The sequence below is a fragment of the Streptomyces spinosisporus genome, assembly GCF_022698145.1.
GTDB lineage: Bacteria > Actinomycetota > Actinomycetes > Streptomycetales > Streptomycetaceae > Streptomyces > Streptomyces spinosisporus.
On record NZ_JALDAX010000014.1, the window covers coordinates 163,272 to 178,967 of the forward strand.

Here is a 15,696-nt window from a genome sequence, read left to right on the forward strand (position 1 = left end):
AAGCCAATGGCGTAGGTACAGGCAGGGGTTGTGGGCGGTTCCGGGCCGCTCGTGGACTCTGAGCTCAGGGCAGTGCACGAGCGGCCCGGTCGGTGCGTGCGTCAGACGACCGTCATGGGGGTCCGTCGATCGTCGTTGTCGGACGAGTCGCGCGGTGTGTGGGCGTGCTTGGTGAGCGCCTCGCCCTCGACGTCGACGCGGGGCAGCAGCCGGTCCAGCCAACTCGGCAGCCACCAGGCCCGCTTGCCGAGCAGGGCCAGGACCGCGGGCACGAAGGCCATACGGACGACGAAGGCGTCGAAGAAGACGGCGCCGGCCAGCCCGAAGCCGACCATCTTGACCATGGATTCTCCGCCCGTCATGAATCCGCCGAACACCGCCATCATGATCAGCGCCGCGGCCGCCACCACTTGAGCACTGTGCCGGAAGCCGGTGACGACGGCCTGGCCGGGTCCTTCTCCGTGGATGTGTGCCTCGCGGATCCGGGAGACCAGGAAGACCTGATAGTCCATGGCGAGCCCGAAGACGATCCCCACCAGGAAGATGGGCATGGTGCTCATGATCGGGCCAGTCTCGTCGACGCCGAAGAACCCGGCCCCGTGGCCCTGTTGGAAGACGGTGACGATCGCGCCGAGGGCTGCGCCGACGGACAGCAGGAAGCCGAGCGCCGCCTTGAGCGGCACCAGGATCGAACGGAAGACCAGCATCAGGAGGACGAAGGCGAGACCCACGACGACCGCGAGGTAGGGAATGAGGGCGTCCTGCATCTTCTGGCCCACATCGATGTTCAACGCGGTGGTGCCGGTGACCTTGAATTCGGCGTCGGTGGCCGACTCCACAGCGCTGCGCCCACCGCGGATGGTGTGCACCAGATCCTGTGTCTCACGGCTGGTGGGCGCGGTCGACGGAACGGCGGAGATCACTGCCGTGTCCTTCGCCTCGTTGAACCGCGCCGGCGAGAGGGAGACAACTCCCTTGGTGGCGGCGAGCTTTGCGGAGACCGCCGACACGGCCGCCTTCGGGTCATCGGCCTTCCTCGCGTCTACGACCACGGTCAACGGGCCGTTGAAGCCCGGGCCGAAACCCTCGGCGAGATCGTCGTAGGCGCGGCGCTCCGTGGTGGCCGTCGACTTGGCCTCGTCACCGGGCATGCCCATCCGCAGATCCAGCGACGGCACCGCGAGCGCGCCAAGGCCGATCACGGACAGGAGCAGCACCGGCAGCGGGCGGCGCACCACGAACCGCGCCCAGCGAACACCCCGGGCCTCCTTGGCACTTGTACCGGCCGTCCTGGTCCTGCCGATGCGGCGGAAGAGCTTGATACGGGCGGGACGCACACCCTTGCGGTCACGGCGCGCGAGCACCGCGTCGGGCCAGAAGCCCAGGAGCGCCGGGACCGCGGTCAAGGCGATCAGGACTGCGACCACTACTGCGCCTGCCGAACCGATCCCCATCTTGGTGAGCATCGGAACGCCGATGACGGAAAGGCCCAGCAGAGCGATGACGACGGTGAGCCCGGCGAAGACGACCGCACTCCCGGCCGTGCCCGCTGCCAGGGCGGCCGCCTCCTGCGGTTGGTGTCCCTTGGACCGCTCCTCCCGGTATCGGGAGACCACGAACAGGGAGTAGTCGATGCCGACGGCGAGGCCGAGCATCATCGCCAACTCACCGACGGTGGACGAGAATCCGAAGGCACTGCTCACGGCGGTGATCCCGGCCAGGCTGACGCAGACGCCGAGGATGGCGGTGAGCAGGGGCAGGCCGGCGGCGGCGAGTGAACCGAAGGTGATCAGCAGCACTACTGCGGCGACAACCACCCCCAGTGCCTCGCCCAGGCCCTCCCCCGCGTCGGTCTCCAGCGCGGAGCCGCCGACCTCGACGGTCAGACCCGCGTCCCGCGCATGCTCGACCGCCTTGGTCAGGTCCGTCTTGCTGGCGTCCGTGAGATCGTCGCTCGCGACCTTGTAGGTGACGGTGGCGTACGCCGTCGACTTGTCCTTGCTGACTGCGTTCGTACCGAAGGGACTGGTCGCGTCGGCGACCTGCGGTCCGTCGGCCACCGCGGCGACGAGGTCTCCGATGGCCGCGCGGTTGGCGGCGGCGGTGATGTGCTGTCCATGGTCCGCGACGAACACGATGCGGGCCTCTGCACCGTCCGCCTCGGCGCCCGGGAATCGCTCGTTGATCAGGTCGAACGCCTGCTGGGACTCGATGCCGGGCATGGACGACGAGTCGTCCGGTGCCTCGGATGCGCCGGACGCCCCGAGGAACACGGCGGCCAGCACCACCACCCACGCCGGCACCACCACGCGGCGCCTTCGGAAGGCCCAACGGCCCACCCGATGCAAGAAAGTCGCCATGAAAGGGCATCTCCATATCTGGATGTCGGGAACGCCTTCACCCTCACGGAGCGGCCCCTTCATGTCGTCAGCCGTATCGACAATCCCGCGTACTGAAAAACAAGTAGGGGTGGGGAGGTGTCTCATCTGCCGTCGGTAGGTGGGCCGTTGTGAGGCGCCACTCACCGTCCGCCACCACCATGAGCCCGATCTGAACGAACGTGCGAGCTTTATGGGAGCCCCGGTCCTCTGACATCGGACGACTCCGCACGCAGCGCCCGACGCCCCTGCGACTCACATGAAACTCGCATGATCGCTGCCGCGGTGCCCGGGTCCCGGGGCGGGTGCCCCCGGGGAATCAGTTGGCCGATTCGTCCGGCCCGACGAGGTCGCCCATGGGCTGCCCGGCCTCGTGGCGCTGCAGGATCGACAGCAGCTCTGCGACGGTGGCCGGAGCGTCGGCGGGGTGGCGCAGCACCCGGTCGGGGGCGATGCGGTAGACGTTCGAGCGGCCCTCCCGGCTGTGGGTGAGGTATCCACCCTCTTCGAGGTCGGCGATGATCTTCTGCACCGCCCGCTCGGTGAGCCGGCAGCGGGCGGCGATGTCGCGGACGCGGGTGGTGTGGTTCTCGGCGATGGCGGCCAGCACCCGGGAGTGGTTGGTCAGAAAGGTCCAGCCTGCATGCGATTCCGGCACTCGATCCATCCCCCCAGCATAGGGTCTGCGATTCACGCATTCAAACAGACGAACTTGTTTTCATGTGTTTCTTGACGTGAAACGCAGGTGGAGTGATGCTGGTGTGGTCGAAAGCCGATCCGCGCCGGGAGCGACGATGCGTCCTCACCTGCCCACCCCTCCAGGGGACGGGGCCCACCCTGCCTGCCCCATCGCAGCCGAGCACTCATCGACATCGATGACGTTGCACGTCGATGCCGCCGGGGACCGGTTCGTGGTGACAGTCCGCGGCGAGCTTGACCTGGACAGCGGTCCGCTCCTGCAGCAGACGCTCAACAAGGCCCTCGACCGCGCCACCGACGGCATCGAGCTGGACTTCGCCGCCGTCGACTTCTGCGACTGCTCCGCCCTCAACGTCCTACTGGACGTACGCGGCCGTGCCCGTTTGGCGGGCAAGCAGGTCATCCTGCGCGTCACCAGCCGCGCCGTCCAACGCCTGCTCACCCTCACCGGCACTCTCCCCCTCTTCACCGAGGGGCGCCCGGGAGTGGACGGCGTCACCGAGGGACACCCAGGAGTCGACGGGCACCCGGCCTCCGCAGCGCCCGCGGCGCGCCCGCATCCGTCGGCCGAACCCGTGGAACCATCCCGCGACAGCCTCGCCACGGAGAACGCCCAGCTGCACCGCGCCATGCAGACCCGCGCGCCCATCGACCTGGCCAGAGGCATGCTCATGGCCTCCTTCCGCCTGACGCCGGAACAGGCCTGGCACGTACTGGTGACCACCTCCCAGCACAGCAACACCAAGCTTCATCGAATAGCCGACGCCCTGCTGCAGAGCGCCGACGGCCGCGCTCCCCTGCCCGCGCCCCTCGCCGGCCATCTGGCCGCCGCCGTCCAGACACACGCCGGCCCAGCAGGCCAGACGAGTCACGCCACAACCCGGCGGGCCTGAGTCTTCGACTCGATCGTCCCCTGCGAACCGCCGCGACAGAGGAACGGCCCGGCACCGCGAAGGCACCGGGCCGTTCCTGTCTGTGGCACCAGAGCTGTCAGCCTCGCACGCCCTCGCCTACGCGGCTGTAGTGAGCTCCGCGCGGCCGAACAGCAGGGCGTAGCCGGAGGGGAGTTGGCGCAGGATGCGGGTGATCAGGTCGGAGCCGGCGTAGGCGGCGACGGCGGAGAACACGGAGCCGGTGTCCCAGCGGGTGGTGGCCAGGGAGGCGCCGGTGCGGGTGGCGAGGTCCTTGACGAAGGCCCAGCCGGTCAGCGGCTGCGTGTCGGGGATCTGCGCGGTCAGCACACGCGCGGCTTCCACGGGCAGGCAGCGCGCCAGGTCGACACGTTCGTCGCCGGTCACCTGGCGTCCCAGTCCGGCAAGGACCAGGCGTATGGCCTCCTCGGCCCGCTCGCGGGTGGGGTAGGCGCCCTCGTAACGGACTTTCTCCAGCATCTGCTCGTAGGCCGTCCCGTACGACTGCTGGGACGGTGCGTGCCGGTCGGAGATCACGGGGGTGTTTGCCTTTCTTGCTGTAGCCGGTGTCCGGGCACCGGTGCGGGATGGTCAGGTGAGCCGGGGCGGGTGAAGGGGGGAGATCCGGCGCCCGCCCTCCGCGCACGTCCAGCCGTGTCAGCTGGAGATCTCCTTGCGGCCGGAGCCGGAGCCGATGGCGATCTTGCGGGGCTTCGCGCGCTCCGCGATCGGGATGCGCAGGGTGAGCACGCCCGCGTCGTAGTCGGCCTGGATGCGCTCGGTGTCGAGGGTGTCGGCGAGCACCAGCTGGCGGGAGAAGACGCCCAGCGGACGCTCGGACAGCTCCACCTTCACGTCGTCGGCCGTCGCCAGCGGGCGCCGCTCGGCCCTGACGGTGAGCATGTTCCGCTCGACGTCGATGTCGATCGCGTCCGCGGTGACGCCCGGGAGGTCGAAAACCACCACGTACTGGTCGCCCTCGCGGTAGGCGTCCATCGGCATCGCCGACGGCTTCGACCACGTGCCCGGGCCCATCAGCTGCTGTGCCAGACGGTCCAGCTCACGGAAGGGGTCAGTGCGCATCAACATCGTGAAAACACCTCCAGGTTCAGGCAGTTGCTGCCAATGCGCCTCACTGACACCGTTGTAACATGTCATCCAATGGATGACAAACAAGATGTCGTCCAAGCGATGACAGCGCGAGGGAGGCGCCCGTGACCACAGCCGACCAGCCGTCCACGACCAGCGCGAACGCCGGTGGCCCGGCGTCGTTCAGGGCCGCCGCGGCGGCCCTGAACGCCATAGACCACGCCCTGCGCGAGGCCCGACAGGAGCCGCAGCAGGAGTCCGAGGACGTGCCCGACTCCCCCGGTCCCGGGCCGGAGCAGGCGCTGGCCTCCCTCCTGCTGCTGCGGCAGGTCCGCGAACAGCTCGCCGGATGGGAAACCGGCCTGATCGAAACCGCACGCGAGGCGGGAGCCAGCTGGGCCGACCTCGCCCACCCCCTCGGTGTCGCCAGCCGCCAGGCCGCCGAACGCCGCTATCTGCGTGGCCGTCCCGGTCCGGCGGGAACCACCGGCGAACAACGCGTCCAGGCCACCCGCGAACGCCGCGCCGCCGAACGCTCGACCGCCACCTGGGCCCGCCACAAGGCAGCCGATCTGCGCCGCATCGCCGGCCAGATCACCGCCCTCACCGACCTGCCCGCCACGGCCCGCCTACCGGTCGACCGCCTCCACGCGGCCCTCGCCCAGAACGACCCGGCCGAACTCGTCGGCCCCCTCCACGACACCCGCCCGTACCTGACCAGCACCCACCCCGACCTCGCCGCACAACTCGACACCCTGACACCGCCCTGAACCGCACCGGACGGACCGCCGCGCCTCCGCATCCGCCCCGAACCCGCAACGTGTGTGGACCACCGGTGCCTGGGCACTCAATGTGGCGACACAGACTGGCACACATCCGTCCTGTTCTTCACAAATCGCCGCACGGCATTGCTGCGGCACGTGACGCAGGCCAAGAGCGGCGGAGTGTGGAATCGGCGCCCATTGCGGGTGCCCGCCGAACGGAGACGTGCGATGACAGCGGAGACCCTGGCGCCCACCCCACCGGTTCTGCCCTTGATCGTGCCGGGCGTCTACGCTCCGCAATGGGACACCGGCCTGCTGGCGCGTGCTCTGCACCGGGAGGGTGTCGGGCCGAGCACCGACGTCCTGGACCTCGGCACCGGCAGCGGCGCCTTGGCTGTGCAGGCCGCGCGACTGGGCGCGCGGGTGACGGCCGTCGACATCTCCCGGCGGGCGGTGCTCACGGCACGGATGAACGCGCTTCTGGCCGGCCGGCGAGTCCGTGTCCGCCGCGGCGATCTCACCGATGCGGTACCGGGAAGCTCGTACGACCTGGTCATCAGCAACCCGCCCTACGTGCCCTCTCCCTCCGAGAGTCTGCCGCGACGCGGCCGCGCCCGGGCCTGGGACGCGGGCCCCGACGGGCGCGCCTTCGTGGACCGGATCTGCGCGGCGGCGCCCACGGTCCTGCGCCCGGGCGGTGTCCTGCTGATCGTGCACTCCGGCCTGTGCGGCGGCCGCACCACGGTGCAGCGCCTGGCCGCCGCCGGACTGCGCGCCTCGATCACCGATCGGGTGCGGGTTCCGTACGGCCCGGTGCTGCGCGCCCGGCTGCCGTGGCTGGTCCGGGAAGGCCTGGCGGACGGTGCCGACAGGCGTGAGGAGCTGGTGGTCATCCGTGCCGAACGGGCCTGAACGTCCGCGCCGACGGGTTTCCCCGAGCACCGGTTGGCCACCCGCTTCCTCAAAGCCTGGTGGCAGCAACACAGCGCCCTGAACGTCCCGTTGGACAAGGACGAAGAGGCCAAGGAGGAAGGAGCCGAGCTCTCATGGCCGAGGACCCCACCCGCAAGCATCCCCGCTCCGACTTCCCCGCCCAGGACCAGCAACACCCGGGCTGGACCGGCCCCATGGACCCTCCGCCGGATCACGGCGAGGACTCCTACGAGGGCAGTGGTCTGCTCAGCGACCGCAAGACGGTGGTGACCGGCGGCGACTCCGGCATCGGCCGGGCCGTCGCGCTCGCCTACGCCCGCGAGGGCGCCGACGTGCTGTTCAGCCATCTGCCGGACGAGAAGAAGGACGCGGAGGAGACCGTCGCCCTCGTGGAGGCCGCGGGGCGCAGAGCGGTCGCCGTGCCCTGCGACATCCGCACGGAGGACGCGTGCCGGCAGCTGGTCGAGCGCGCCGTCGACGAGTTCGGACGCATCGACGTCCTCGCCAACAACGCCGCCTACCAGATGTCCCAGCCGGACGGCATCCAGGCCATCTCCACCGAGCAGTTCGACCGGGTCGTACGGACGAACCTCTACGGCATGTTCTGGCTGTGCAAGATGGCTCTGCCGCACATTCCCGCGGGGCGGCCCCATCATCAACTCCACGTCCGTACAGGCCTACAAGCCCAGTCCGCACCTGCTGGACTACGCGATGACCAAGGGCGCCATCGTGACCTTCACCCAGGGGCTCGCGCAGATGGTGGCCGACGACGGCATACGCGTCAACGCCGTGGCGCCCGGGCCGGTTTGGACGCCGCTGATCCCGGCGACGCTGCCCGACACGGTCGAGTTCGGCAAGCAGTCCCCGCTGGGCCGGCCCGCCCAACCCGCCGAGATGGCGCCCGCCTACGTCTTCCTCGCCTCATCCAGGGCGAGCTTCATCACGGCGGAGATCCTCAACGCCACCGGCGGCACTCCCCTGCCATGACGAGGAACGGACGGCACCGGTGGTACCGGGTCCGATCCCGGGGTACCCGGCCCATCTGTCCATGATCCGAAGGAGGCATTTCCATGAGCACAGTCAAGGAAGCAGTCGAGGTCGCCGTTCCCGTCCGTACCGCCTACAACCAGTGGACGCAGTTCGCGGAGTTCCCGAACTTCATGGAGGGCGTCGAAGAGGTCACTCAGATCGACGACACCCACAACCACTGGACCACCAAGATCAGCGGTGTGCGCCGGGAGTTCGACACCGAGATCGTGGACCAGCTCGCCGACGAGAGGATCGCCTGGCGCACGATCGGCGGCGACACCAACCAGAGGGGCATGGTCCATTTCCAGAGCCTGGACGAGGTGCACACCCGCGTGGAGCTCGTCATGGACGTCGAGTCGAGCGGACCGGCGGAAAAGGCCGCCGACATGCTCGGCATGCTCGATCGCCGGGTCAAGGGCGACATGCGGCGCTTCAAGGAGTTCATCGAATCGCGCGGCGACGAATCCGGCTCGTGGCGCGGCCGTGTCACTCCTGGATGAGCATTCCTCCCCTCCGCGGCGTCACAGGTCGTTGCCCGCGTAGGAGAGGTTGAAGCTCTTGTTGGTCAGCGGGAAGTCCGGGACGATCGTGTCCGCCAACGCCACGGGCAGCGCGGGCCAGTTGAAGAACGACGGGTCGACCGGCTTGACGCGGGTGAGGGTGTCGTCGGCAGCGAGTTCGACGCGCGTGGCGATCGTGCCGCGCCAGCCCTCCACCAGGCCCACCCCGGTGCGCGGGCCCGCGCCGGGTGCCGGGGTGGGCGCCAGCAGGGCCTTGGGGGCCGGCAGCCCGTCGGCGAAGTGCGCGACCAGGGCGAGCGAGGCGTCGATCTCCTCGGCGCGGACGAGGAAGCGGGCCAGCACATCACCGCCGTTCTGGACGGGCACCTCGAATGCGGGGTGGTCGTACGGGGTGAAGGGGTGGGCGATGCGGGTGTCGTCGGCGATGCCGCTGGCGCGGGCGACGTAGCCGAGGCAGCCGATCTCCTGTGCGGCGGCGGTGCTCAGGATCGCGGTGCCGGTGAGGCGGTCCTGGACGGTGGAGTGGCCCAGGGCCAGGTCGGTGATCTCGCGGACGTCCTTGCCGATCGCTTCGAGAACGGCAGGGTCGGGCAGGGCGTGCAGGGCTGCGCCGCCGGGCGTGACGCCGCCGCGCAGGAGCCGGTGGCCGGTGATCTGCCTGTTGAGACGCAGGAGTTGCTCGCGAACCCGTTGGGCCTGGGCGTTGAGGATGGAGTGGCCGACGTCGTTGCAGAGCATGCCCAGATCGGCGACGTGGTTGTGGATGCGTTCCAGTTCCAGGAGCATCGCGCGGGCCCGCTGCGCCTCGGCCGGAACCTGCATGCCGGTGGCCTCCTCGACGGCCAGACAGTAGGCGAGGGAGTGTCCGACGGCGGTGTCGCCGCTGATGCGTTCGGCGAGCGGCAGACCGGCGGCGATGGTGCGGCCCTGGAAGAGTTGCTCGACGCCCTTGTGGACGAACCACAGGCGGGCCTTGAGCTTGAGGATGGTCTCGCCGACGACGGAGAAGCGGAAGTGGCCCGGTTCGATCAGACCGGCGTGCACCGGGCCGACGGGGATCTCGTAGACACCGTCGCCTTCGACCTCCAGGAAGGGGTACGGGCCTTCCTGCTCGCCGAAGGCGGGTGGTGGTCCGGCGTCGGGCAGCATCGGGTACCAGCCGCGCGGCCAGTGGAAGTGCCGTACGAGGCGGCGGGGCAGCGGGTGTTCGAGGGGGACGATGCCGAACAGGTCGCGCATCTCGCGCTCGAAGCGGCCGGCGGCAAAGGAGAGATGGGCCAGCGTCGGCACTTCCGGCCGGTCGGGGTCGAGGCGGATGTGGAGTTCCACGCGCGTGTCGGGCGGGCCGGAGGTGAACAGGTAGACCACCCGCGGTCCGGTCTCGTCGATGTGCGCGGCGACCAGGGCGAGCCGGTGGCCCTCGTCGAGGAGTTGCTGAGCCTTCTCGGGCAGGGTGTCGCTGGTGGTCTGGTAGATCTCGCGCATGGTCTCAGCGGCCTCCGATCGCCTGGGCGGCTGCATCAAGCACGTCGGTGAGCGGGCCCGTGCCGACGCCCAGCGCGGCGCAGGCGGCCAGCCCCAGCAACAGCGGCCACACCGTGAATGAACTACTGCTGTCGGCCGGTGCTCCGGTTCCCGCTCCGAGCAGCATCCGGGCCGTGCGGGCGGCCAGTGCGGCGAAGGCGACCAGAACGAGCAGCAGCGTCGCCGCCGTGGCCCAGGCCGGTCCCGCGCCGGCCGCGAACCCGGCGCGGGCGATGCCCAGTTCGGAGGCGAAGAGGCTGAACGGCGGGAACGCCAGCAGCGCCGCCACCGCGAGCCCGAACGCTCCGGCCGGCGCGGGCGCCCGGGCCAGCAGCCCCCGCACTCGTCCGATCTTCGTCGTGCCGGTGATCTGCTGGATGCGGCCGGAGGCGCAGAAGGCGACCGACTTGGCCAGGCCGTGCCCCGCGATGTGCAACAGGGCGGCGGTCAGGGCGAGGGGGCTGCCGATCGCTGTGGCCAGCGCGATCAGGCTCATGTGCTCCATGGAGGAGTAGGCCAGCATCCGCTTGTAGTCGCGCTGGGCGAGCAGCAGGCCGGCCGCGAGCGCCAGGGTGAGCAGGGCGATGCCGGCCAGCAGGGCGCGGGTGAACCCGGCGCCGAGCGCGGCGTCCGCGATGACCCGGTAGCGCAGGATGGCGGCGAAGGCGACGGACAGCAGCACTCCGGACATCAGCGCGGAGACCGGCGCCGGTGCCTGGCCATGGGCGTCGGGGAGCCAGGCGTGCAGCGGCACGAGACCGGCCTTGGCGCCGAAGCCGAGGACGACGAGCGTGATGCCGAGCCGGGTGACGGCCGGGTCGAGCCGGTCGGCGCGGGCCACGAGCGTGGGCCAGTCCAGTGCCCAGGCCTCGGCGATGCCCGCCTGCCGGGCGGCGTAGTAGATCAGTACGGTGCCGAGGAAGGCGAGCGCGATGCCGGCCGAGCAGATCACCACGTACTTCCATGCGGCCTCCACCGAGTTGCGGGTGCGGCGGTGGCCGACGAGGAACGCGGTGACGATGGTGGTGGCTTCGACGGCCACCCACAGCACGCCGAGGTTGGCGGTCACCACGGCCAGGCACATCGCGGCGAGGAACGCCTGCACCAGGACGTGGTAGCGCCACACCGTCTGCTCGGTGGCCCGTCGCGCCGACCGCTCCACCGCGAGATAGGCGGGTGCGAACCCGCAGGCGATCAAGGCTACGGCGCCGACCACCAGGAGCATCCAGGCGGTGAGCGCGTCCGCGCGCAGGAGCCCGGAGTACGAGGCCGTCGGACCGTGGTCGACGACATCGGCCGCCAGCAGGCTCCCGCACACAAGGATCACCACGGGCGAGAGAAGGCCCGCCCAGTCCAGGGGATGCCGCTGAGGGGCTCGCTCGCGTGCGGGTGCCTCGGCGACCAGGACGTTGCCCTGGGCGGACTGCTGACGCCGGGCCTCGATGACGTCCGCGGCGAGCGGTGCGGCGCTCGGCCGGGGGCGCCGTCGGGGCAGCGCGTACGCACCGGCCACCACCAGAGGGACGGCGGCGGGTGCGGTGAGGAGCACGGCGGAAGCGGTGGTGTTCATCAGTCGTGCAACTCCCGCAGGTCGTCGATGTCGGTGGTGCCGAACGCCTCCCGCACCCGGGTGGTGAGGATCTGCAGCACGAGCACCGCGAGCAACACGTCGAAGGAGACGCCGAGTTCCACGATCAGCGGCACACCGGAGGTGGCGAGCAGGGCGGTGGCGGTGATGCCGTTGTCCAGCAGCAGGAAGCCGACGACCTGGGCCAGCGCCCGCCTGCGGGTGACCAGGACGAAGAAGCCGATCAGGACGACCGCGAGACCGACGGGCAGCGCACGGGTGGCCGGCGTCGCGTGGAGTTCGGTCAGGGGCCGGGCCGCCGCGTAGGCCAGGAGCGTCAGCAGTGCGGCGGTCAGCAGTGAGGCGGCGACGTTGACCAGCGGCTGGGTCTCCCGGGTCTCGGTCACCGCGACGCTGTAACGCCGTCTGTCGGCGTCGATCACGGTCAGTGCCCGGCGCATCAGATACGGCAGCAGACCGGCCCGCAGTATGCCGACCCCGAGGCCGACGCCGACCAGGTCCCCCCGGCCCTCATGTGCGCCGAGCAGCACGGCGATCGCGGCCAGCGCGACACCCTGGAGGGCGAACACGCGGATGATCGAGGCGAGTTCGCGCCGCCAGAGCACGATCACCGCGGCGAGCAGGAAGCCGCCGCAGGCCAGGTCGAGGAGTTGGGTGTACAGGCTGCCGCTCATGACGTACCGCTCAGGAAGTAGGAGGCGGTCACCGCGAGGAGCGCCAACAGGAAGGAACCGGCGAGCAGTTCCGGCACCCGGAAGAGCCGTACCTTGGCCCAGAACACCTCGGCCGCGGCCAGCACCGCGCCCAGCAGTGCCACTTTCACCGCGAACAGCACGAGTGCCAGCGCCAGTGCGGCCCACGAGGTGCCGGTGGCGATGCCCCACGGAACGAACAGCGAGGACAGCAGGCCGAGCAGCAGGGTGAGGCGCATCTGGGCGCCGAGTTCGACCAGCGCGAGGTCCGGTCCGGCGTACTCCAGCACCATCGCCTCGTGAATCATCGTCAGTTCCAGGTGGGTGGAGGGGTTGTCCACCGGGATCCGTCCGGTCTCGGCCAGCACCGCCACCGCGAGCGCGGCCACGGCCAGCAACCCGGCCGGGGAGGCCAGCCGCGCCGGTTCGTGGACGGCTCCGGAGACGATCGCCGGGAGGTTGGTCGTCCCGGCCGGTATCGACAGCGCGAACACCGACAGCAGGAGCGTCGGCTCCACCAGGGAGGCGACCGTCATCTCGCGGGAGGCGCCCATCCCGCCGAAGGCGGTACCGGTGTCCAGCCCGGCCAGCGCGAGGGCCAGGGTGCCCAGTGCGATCAGCGCCACCACCAGGATCAGGTCCGCGTGTCCGCTCACCGGTGTGTCGGTGGACAGCAGGGGCACCAGGGCGACGACGACCGCGGTCGAGGCGACCAGCAGCGCGGGTGCCGCGCGAAAGGCCGGCCCTGTCCCGATCGGCGTGACGGGTTCCTTTCGCAGCAACTTGCGGGCATCCCGCCAGGGTTGGAGGACTCCGGCCCCGGCCCGGCCCTCCAGGCGGGCCCGTACCTGGCGCATCCATCCGGTCAGCACGGGCGCTCCGGCACCCACCACGACCACTTGGCCCGCCACGGCCGCGTATCCGACAGCTGTACTCATGACGTCGCTCTCACCAGCCCACCGCGAGGACCAACAGCAGGACGACCAGGCCGACAAAGCCGTAGCCGAGGTACAGGTGCACACTGCCGCCCGCCAGTCGCCGCGCCGCCTGCCCGGCACGGTTCAGGGCCCCCAACACGGGCTCGTAGAGCCGGTGTTCGATGCGATCGGGCACGCGCCGCTGGAACCGCACCCGCTCCACCAGATACGCCGACTCGCGCACCGGTGTGACGTTCAGGTCCTGTTCGGGGGCGAGCACGTCGTCGAAGACCCGCTGCAGCGGCTCGGCGAACGAGGTTGCGGTGTACGCCATCCGCGGTGTCGGTGCTCCCCCGCCGCAGTCCCACAGCTTCGCATTCACCCGGCGCCGCCTGCGCCCGTAGAGCCGGGGCAGCCCGACCGCCAGCATCAGCGCCGCGGTGAGGGCAGCCACCACCCACACCGGGGACAGCCACGCGGAGATGTCCGCGAGCCGCACCCTGAGCCCGCCGCCGAACACCGCGCCGCTGCCCGGCAGTCCGGTGGCGGCCACGGCCCGGTCCAATCCGGTGCCGAGCACGCCGGGGACCAGCGCCAACGCCACGCAGGCGGCGGCCAGCAGACCCATCCCGACGAGCATGAGCGGTGGTGACTCCTCGGCCGCGGCCGCCGCATCGCTGCGTGGGCGGGCCGAGAAGCCCACACCGAACGCCTTGACGAAGGCCGCCGCGGCGATACCGGCCGACAGGGCGATCAGCGCCACCGACAGCGGCAGGACGACCGCCACCGCGACGCCCGGCACCTGCAGTCCGTGAATCAGGGACTGCAACAGCAGCCATTCGCTGATGAACCCGTTGCCCGGCGGCAGCGCCACCGCACCGAGGGCGGCCACCGCGAACAGCCCTGCGGTGAACGGCATGCGCGAGCGCAGCCCGCCGAGCCGGTCCAGGTCGCGCAGGCCCGTCGCCCGCAGCACGGACCCGGCCGCGCAGAACAACAGGGCCTTGAACGCCGCATGGTTGACCACGTGCAGCAGGGCCGCCGCCAGCGCCAGAGCGGCCAGCCGCCGGTCCCCGTAGGCGCCGAACAGCCCGGACGCTCCTACGCCGATGAGGATCAGGCCCATGTTCTCGCTGGTCGAGTAGGCCAGCAGCCGCTTGAGGTCGGAGGCCATCGCCGCCTGCAGAATGCCGTACACCGCGCTGGCGCCGCCCACCGCCATCAGGGCCAGCCACCACCAGGCCGGTCCGCCGCCCAGCAGGTCGAGGCCGGTCCGTACGAGTCCGTAGATGCCGAGATTGACCATCGCGGCACTCATCAGCGCCGACACGGGACTGGGCGCCTCCGGGTGCGCGCGGGGCAGCCAGGCGTGCAGCGGCACCGCACCCGCCTTCGACGTGAATGCCAGCCCGGCCAGCACGAACACCAGCCCACGCAGTGTCGGCGAGATGTCGTGCGCGCCCGCCCGCAGCGCGGTGAAGGTCTCCGCACCCGCGTGCGCGGCGAACACCGCGAACGCGGCGAGCAGCAGCACCAGTCCGAGGTGTGTCATCACCGCGTACCAGACACCCGCCCGCCACACGGAGGCCCGCTCGCGGTGTTCGGCCAGGACCAGCAGCAGCGAGGCGAGCGCCATCAGCTCCCACAGCACCAGGAACGTCGACACCGACGCGGCAACCGGTACGAGCACCAGGGTGAGCGCGAACAGCGGCAGCGCCGTCTGGGCGGTGCGCGAGCCGATGCCGTGCTCGCCGTGTCCGGCCGCGTAGCCGATGCCGTACACGGCGACCGCGGCCACGACGGCCCCGGCCACCGCCATGAACAGGCCTGCCAGCGCATCCACCGCCAGATGCGTGCCGGCCAGCGGCAGCAGACCTGGGAGGGAGGCCGTCCAGCGGCTGCCGCCCAGTGCGGCCGCACCGGCCACGGCGCCCGCCACCCCCACTGCGGCCGTCAGCACCCCGACGGCTGGGATGCGGATCTTGTACGGCAGTGCGGGAGCGGCCAGTGCGCCTGCGCCGCCCAGAACGGTGGCCGCCGTGAGGGCGGCCGGGATCGTGCTCAACGTCCGGTCACTCTCCGCAGGGCCGCCACGATCTCCTCGGGCTCCGGCGGGCATCCGGGCACGGCCAGATCCACCGGTACGACATCGGACACGGCGCCCTCGACGCCGTAACCGCCGGCGAACTCACCGCAGTTGACCGCGCAGTCCCCCACCGCGACCACCAGCTTCGGCTCGCTCATCGCGGCCACCGTGCGCCGCAGCGGCTCGGCCATGTTGCGGGTCACCGGCCCCGTCACCAGGGCCACGTCCGCGTGCCGGGGCGAGGCCACCAGCCGGGCGCCGTACCGCTCGGCGTCGTACACCGGGTTGAACGCCGCGGTGATCTCGATCTCGCAGCCGTTGCAGGAACCGGCATCGACGCACCGCACCTGCACCGAGCCGCCCAACTCGCGCGCCTTCTCGGGGACTTCACCTGCCGGGCGCGGCGGTGCGGGCTCGGCCACCCGCCCGGTGTCGCGGATCTTCCGCAGCAGGCCCATGAACTCCTCCGTACGACGGTGCGAACGTGTCTGTAGCCGACCCAACTCGCCATCACCGAGCCAGGGTTACGACGCTTTCCTGACGCTTTGCCACATATTGAGGTGAT

At 70.8% G+C, this 15,696-nt stretch carries 14 protein-coding genes and 1 pseudogene; 5 read left to right on the top strand and 10 right to left on the bottom strand.

Annotation, left to right across the window (positions count from 1 at the left end; all coding sequences use genetic code 11):
* Positions 1-101: 101 nt before the first annotated feature.
* Positions 102-2,360, bottom strand: coding sequence for an MMPL family transporter (locus MQN93_RS31215; protein WP_242712198.1), 2,259 nt, complete (start codon positions 2,358-2,360; stop codon positions 102-104).
* Positions 2,361-2,697: 337 nt separating this feature from the next.
* The gene (locus MQN93_RS31220) at positions 2,698-3,045 is read right to left on the bottom strand and encodes a helix-turn-helix transcriptional regulator (protein ID WP_016432771.1); all 348 of its coding nucleotides are present in this window, start codon (positions 3,043-3,045) and stop codon (positions 2,698-2,700) included.
* Between the two features lie 208 nt (positions 3,046-3,253).
* Between MQN93_RS31220 and MQN93_RS31225 the strand changes: the two genes are divergently transcribed.
* A complete protein-coding gene (locus MQN93_RS31225) occupies positions 3,254-3,970 on the top strand; it encodes an anti-sigma factor antagonist (RefSeq protein WP_242712199.1) in 717 nt (238 codons plus the stop codon).
* 117 nt (positions 3,971-4,087) lie between these two features.
* On the opposite strand, the gene MQN93_RS31230 is transcribed toward MQN93_RS31225, so the two are convergent.
* Positions 4,088-4,525, bottom strand: a complete 438-nt coding sequence (locus MQN93_RS31230) for a DUF2267 domain-containing protein (RefSeq protein WP_242712200.1) — start codon at positions 4,523-4,525, stop codon at positions 4,088-4,090.
* Between the two features lie 120 nt (positions 4,526-4,645).
* On the bottom strand, positions 4,646-5,077 hold the full coding sequence (locus MQN93_RS31235; protein WP_242712201.1) for an Hsp20/alpha crystallin family protein: 432 nt from the start codon (positions 5,075-5,077) through the stop codon (positions 4,646-4,648).
* A gap of 125 nt (positions 5,078-5,202) precedes the next feature.
* On the opposite strand from MQN93_RS31235, the gene MQN93_RS31240 reads away from it, so the two are divergent.
* The 4 genes and pseudogenes from MQN93_RS31240 to MQN93_RS31255 all read left to right on the top strand — a co-directional run bounded on the left by MQN93_RS31240 (position 5,203) and on the right by MQN93_RS31255 (position 8,303).
* Positions 5,203-5,847, top strand: coding sequence for a type III effector protein (locus MQN93_RS31240; RefSeq protein WP_242712202.1), 645 nt, complete (start codon positions 5,203-5,205; stop codon positions 5,845-5,847).
* Positions 5,848-6,069: 222 nt separating this feature from the next.
* Positions 6,070-6,753, top strand: coding sequence for a HemK2/MTQ2 family protein methyltransferase (locus tag MQN93_RS31245; RefSeq protein WP_242712203.1), 684 nt, complete (start codon positions 6,070-6,072; stop codon positions 6,751-6,753).
* Positions 6,754-6,887: 134 nt separating this feature from the next.
* Positions 6,888-7,761: pseudogene (locus MQN93_RS31250) on the top strand (SDR family oxidoreductase).
* 83 nt (positions 7,762-7,844) lie between these two features.
* Positions 7,845-8,303, top strand: a complete 459-nt coding sequence (locus MQN93_RS31255; RefSeq protein ID WP_242712204.1) for an SRPBCC family protein — start codon at positions 7,845-7,847, stop codon at positions 8,301-8,303.
* Positions 8,304-8,324: 21 nt separating this feature from the next.
* Here MQN93_RS31255 and MQN93_RS31260 read toward each other — a convergent pair whose 3' ends face one another.
* The 6 genes from MQN93_RS31260 to MQN93_RS31285 are packed head-to-tail and all read right to left on the bottom strand — an operon-like array spanning position 8,325 to position 15,589.
* Positions 8,325-9,809 carry a hydrogenase large subunit gene (locus tag MQN93_RS31260; protein WP_242712205.1) on the bottom strand — a complete coding sequence of 495 codons (1,485 nt, stop codon included), beginning with the start codon at positions 9,807-9,809 and terminating at the stop codon, positions 8,325-8,327.
* Positions 9,810-9,813: 4 nt separating this feature from the next.
* The gene (locus tag MQN93_RS31265) at positions 9,814-11,418 is read right to left on the bottom strand and encodes a proton-conducting transporter transmembrane domain-containing protein (RefSeq protein WP_242712206.1); all 1,605 of its coding nucleotides are present in this window, start codon (positions 11,416-11,418) and stop codon (positions 9,814-9,816) included.
* Positions 11,418-12,110, bottom strand: a complete 693-nt coding sequence (locus MQN93_RS31270) for a hypothetical protein (RefSeq protein ID WP_242712207.1) — start codon at positions 12,108-12,110, stop codon at positions 11,418-11,420. Before MQN93_RS31270 ends, MQN93_RS31265 begins: the two co-directional genes overlap by 1 nt.
* On the bottom strand, positions 12,107-13,066 hold the full coding sequence (locus MQN93_RS31275) for a respiratory chain complex I subunit 1 family protein (protein WP_242712208.1): 960 nt from the start codon (positions 13,064-13,066) through the stop codon (positions 12,107-12,109). The genes MQN93_RS31270 and MQN93_RS31275 overlap by 4 nt, the downstream gene beginning before the upstream one ends.
* Before the next feature lie 10 nt (positions 13,067-13,076).
* Positions 13,077-15,110 (bottom strand): proton-conducting transporter transmembrane domain-containing protein, encoded by a 2,034-nt coding sequence (locus MQN93_RS31280; protein ID WP_242712209.1) that lies wholly within the window; start codon positions 15,108-15,110, stop codon positions 13,077-13,079.
* Entirely contained in the window at positions 15,107-15,589 is a 483-nt protein-coding gene (locus MQN93_RS31285) for an NADH-quinone oxidoreductase subunit B family protein (RefSeq protein ID WP_016432784.1), read from the bottom strand. The genes MQN93_RS31280 and MQN93_RS31285 overlap by 4 nt, the downstream gene beginning before the upstream one ends.
* Between the last annotated feature and the right edge of the window lie 107 nt (positions 15,590-15,696).

Excerpts from the sequence above, each read along its gene's own strand:
- MQN93_RS31245 (WP_242712203.1), top strand. The coding sequence starts at position 6,070 with ATGACAGCGGAGACCCTGGCGCCCACCCCACCGGTTCTGCCCTTGATC.
- MQN93_RS31270 (WP_242712207.1), bottom strand. The coding sequence starts at position 12,110 with ATGAGCGGCAGCCTGTACACCCAACTCCTCGACCTGGCCTGCGGCGGC.
- MQN93_RS31265 (WP_242712206.1), bottom strand. The coding sequence starts at position 11,418 with ATGAACACCACCGCTTCCGCCGTGCTCCTCACCGCACCCGCCGCCGTC.
- MQN93_RS31260 (WP_242712205.1), bottom strand. The coding sequence starts at position 9,809 with ATGCGCGAGATCTACCAGACCACCAGCGACACCCTGCCCGAGAAGGCT.
- MQN93_RS31275 (WP_242712208.1), bottom strand. The coding sequence starts at position 13,066 with ATGAGTACAGCTGTCGGATACGCGGCCGTGGCGGGCCAAGTGGTCGTG.
- MQN93_RS31285 (WP_016432784.1), bottom strand. The coding sequence starts at position 15,589 with ATGGGCCTGCTGCGGAAGATCCGCGACACCGGGCGGGTGGCCGAGCCC.
- MQN93_RS31220 (WP_016432771.1), bottom strand. The coding sequence starts at position 3,045 with ATGGATCGAGTGCCGGAATCGCATGCAGGCTGGACCTTTCTGACCAAC.
- MQN93_RS31215 (WP_242712198.1), bottom strand. The coding sequence starts at position 2,360 with ATGGCGACTTTCTTGCATCGGGTGGGCCGTTGGGCCTTCCGAAGGCGC.
- MQN93_RS31235 (WP_242712201.1), bottom strand. The coding sequence starts at position 5,077 with ATGTTGATGCGCACTGACCCCTTCCGTGAGCTGGACCGTCTGGCACAG.
- MQN93_RS31255 (WP_242712204.1), top strand. The coding sequence starts at position 7,845 with ATGAGCACAGTCAAGGAAGCAGTCGAGGTCGCCGTTCCCGTCCGTACC.
- MQN93_RS31225 (WP_242712199.1), top strand. The coding sequence starts at position 3,254 with ATGACGTTGCACGTCGATGCCGCCGGGGACCGGTTCGTGGTGACAGTC.